Source organism: Methyloceanibacter marginalis (assembly GCF_001723295.1).
GTDB lineage: Bacteria > Pseudomonadota > Alphaproteobacteria > Rhizobiales > Methyloligellaceae > Methyloceanibacter > Methyloceanibacter marginalis.
In genome coordinates, this window is sequence record NZ_LPWD01000156.1 from 1 (window position 1) to 2,633 (window position 2,633).

Sequence of the window (2,633 nt, forward strand, 5' to 3'; positions counted from 1 at the left end):
TCCATTGGCGTCGTCTAGGCGATATCGGCACGAGCCCGCTCTACGCGCTGCGCGTGGCGGTGCTGGCGGCCGGCGGCGAGCACGGCGTCGTCACCCAAGCCGCCGTCTACGGCGTGCTGTCGTTGATCTTCTGGTCCCTGATCGTCGTCGTGCGCTGAATACGTGCTGATCCTGCTGCGGGCGGACAATAACGGCGAAGGCGGCACGCTGGCGCTGACGGCCTTGGCCTTTACCGCCGTCGGCAAGCGCACGCCGCTGGTGCTCGCGCTCGGCATTCTCGGCGCGGCGATGTTCTACGGCTCCACGCTGATCACCCCTGCCCTGTCGGTGCTGTCGGCGGTGGAAGGGCTCAATGTCGCGACGGACGCTTTCGAACCTTACGTGCTGCCGATCACCGTGGTCATTCTCGTGGCGCTGTTCTCGGTGCAGAGCCACGGCACGGCGCGCGTGTCGGCCCTGTTCGCGCCCATCACCACGGTGTGGTTCCTGGTGATCGCGGCCGCGGGCGCGGCGGAGATCGCCGCCAATCCGCGCATCCTCAATGCGCTCAATCCCTATTACGGCATCGAGTTCCTGCTGACCCACGGCATTATCGGGCTGGTCACGCTCGGCGCGGTGTTCCTGGTGGTGACCGGCTCCGAGGCGCTTTACAACGATCTCGGCCATTTCGGGCGCAAGCCGATCCAAACCGCGTGGCTGTATCTGGTGCTTCCGGCGCTGCTCTTGAACTATTTCGGCCAAGGCGCGCTCGTACTCCTGAAACCCGAGACGATCTCCAACCCGTTCTATCTGCTGTTTCCCGAATGGGCCCTCTATCCCATGGTGGCGCTCGCCACCATGCGACGGCCATCGCCAGCCAAGCGGTCATCACCGGCGCCTACTCCATCACCCGGCAAGGCATGCACTTGGCCTGCTGCCGCGCATGGAGGTGCGTCACACCTCGGAATCCCAGGCCGGCCAGATCTACATGCCGCGGGTGAACTGGCTGCTGCTCGTCGGCGTGCTGCTGCTCGTCTTCATGTTCCGCTCCTCGAGCGAGCTCGCTTCGGCCTACGTGCTTGCCGTGGCGGCGACCGAATGGGTGGCGGGCATTCTCGGCTTCATCGTGATCTGGAAGCTGTGGCGCTGGAAGCTGATCTGGGTGATCGCGGTGATGGTGCCGCTCATCTTCATCGACACGGCCTTCGTCATGGCCAGCATGCTCAACCTGTTCGAGGGCGCCTGGCTGCCGGTACTCGTCGGCGTGATGCTGGTGATCGTCATGACGACCTGGCGCCGGGGCACGCGGCTTCTCGCCCAGAAGACGCGGCGGGTGGAGGTTCCGTTCGAGCCCTTGATCAAGAATCTCGAGGAGAAGCCGCCTTACATCGTCCCGGGAACGGCCGTGTTCCTGACCGCCGATCCGGACTTCGCGCCGACGGCGCTGTTGCATAACCTCAAGCACAACAAGGTGCTCCACGAGCACAATGTGATCTTGACCATCAAGAACGAGGACATTCCCCGGGTGAAGACGGAGAACCGCGTTCAGATGGAAACGGTGAGCGACAAATTCATGCGCGTCACCTTGCATTTCGGTTTCGTGGAACGGCCCAACGTCCCGAAAGCACTTGCCATTGCCAGGCGGCAAGGCTGGCAGTTCGACATCATGTCGACGTCGTTCTTCCTGTCACGCCGCTCGGTCAGGCCCGACGTGCGCTCAGGGATGCCGCAATGGCAGGACCAGCTTTACGTGTACCTCGCCCATAACGCCGACGATGCGTCGAGCTATTTCCAGCTGCCCACGGACCGGGTGGTGGAGATCGGCACGCAAGTCACGGTGTAGGCCTCAGCGCACGGCCGTCTCTGCCGCCCTGTCCGCATCGGGAAACCACTCCCAGTCCGCCATGAAGCGCTTCGCCCAAGTCATCTGCCGCTTGGCGTAGCGCCGGCTCTCGGTCTTGGCCTTGGTTGCCGCCTCCTCCAGGGAAAGAGCTCCGGCCAGATGGGCGGCAAGCTCCCGGACGCCGAGCGCGCGCGTCAGGGGAAGGCTTCCGTCGAGCCCCAGCGCCGTCAGTGCCTCGACCTCCTCCAGTGCTCCCTGTTCGATCATGCGGTCGAAGCGCGCATCGATCGCCGCATAGATCGCGTCGCGTTCCGGCGCGAGACGAGCTTCAACACCGCATCGTCCTTGAGAATGGGCGAGCCCGCGGTGCCCTGCCAGTCGGCGAGCGAAACGCCCGTGGCGTCGATCACTTCGAGGGCGCGGACGATACGCTGCCGATCGGAAGGGCGAAGCCGCGCGGCCATGACGGCATCGCGGGCAGCGAGCTCACGGTGAAGCGCGCCGGCGGCAAGCGTCCCCGCCCTCTCCCGCCAAAGCTCCCGGGTCTCCCGGGGGATGTCGGGGATGGGCGCCAAGCCTTCCAGGAGCGTCTTGAAGTAGAGCCCGGTCCCGCCGACGATGATCGGCACGCGGCCTTCCGTTCGGGCTTCGGCGATGGCGCCTGCGGCATCGCTCAGCCACTGCCCCACGGAATAGGCTTCCGTCGCGGGGACCGTGCCGTAGAGCCGATGAGGGATCGCCACGAGGTCGGCGGCGTCGGGGCGCGCCGTGAGGACGCGAAGCTCGCGATAGACCTGCATGGAGTCGGCGT

Annotated in this window: 2 protein-coding genes and 1 pseudogene; 1 reads left to right on the forward strand and 2 read right to left on the reverse strand. The window is 65.6% G+C overall.

The window, feature by feature from the left end; translation table 11 throughout:
• A pseudogene (locus AUC71_RS06590) lies at nucleotides 1–1,822 on the forward strand (potassium transporter Kup); the annotation flags it as partial.
• A 3-nt stretch (nucleotides 1,823–1,825) separates the two neighbouring features.
• Here AUC71_RS06590 and AUC71_RS22935 read toward each other — a convergent pair.
• Together AUC71_RS22935 and AUC71_RS22940 are read right to left on the reverse strand one after the other, a co-directional pair.
• Nucleotides 1,826–2,089: a tRNA dimethylallyltransferase gene (locus AUC71_RS22935; RefSeq protein WP_069623634.1), complete on the reverse strand. Its 264-nt coding sequence runs from the start codon at nucleotides 2,087–2,089 to the stop codon at nucleotides 1,826–1,828.
• The coding region (locus tag AUC71_RS22940) for a tRNA (adenosine(37)-N6)-dimethylallyltransferase (RefSeq protein WP_483127800.1) at nucleotides 2,086–2,633 on the reverse strand (548 nt) is incomplete at its 5' end. The genes AUC71_RS22935 and AUC71_RS22940, both read right to left, overlap by 4 nt.

Bases quoted from the DNA above. Each gene is read 5' to 3' on its own strand.
- AUC71_RS22935 (WP_069623634.1), bottom strand. From the start codon at position 2,089: ATGATCGAACAGGGAGCACTGGAGGAGGTCGAGGCACTGACGGCGCTG.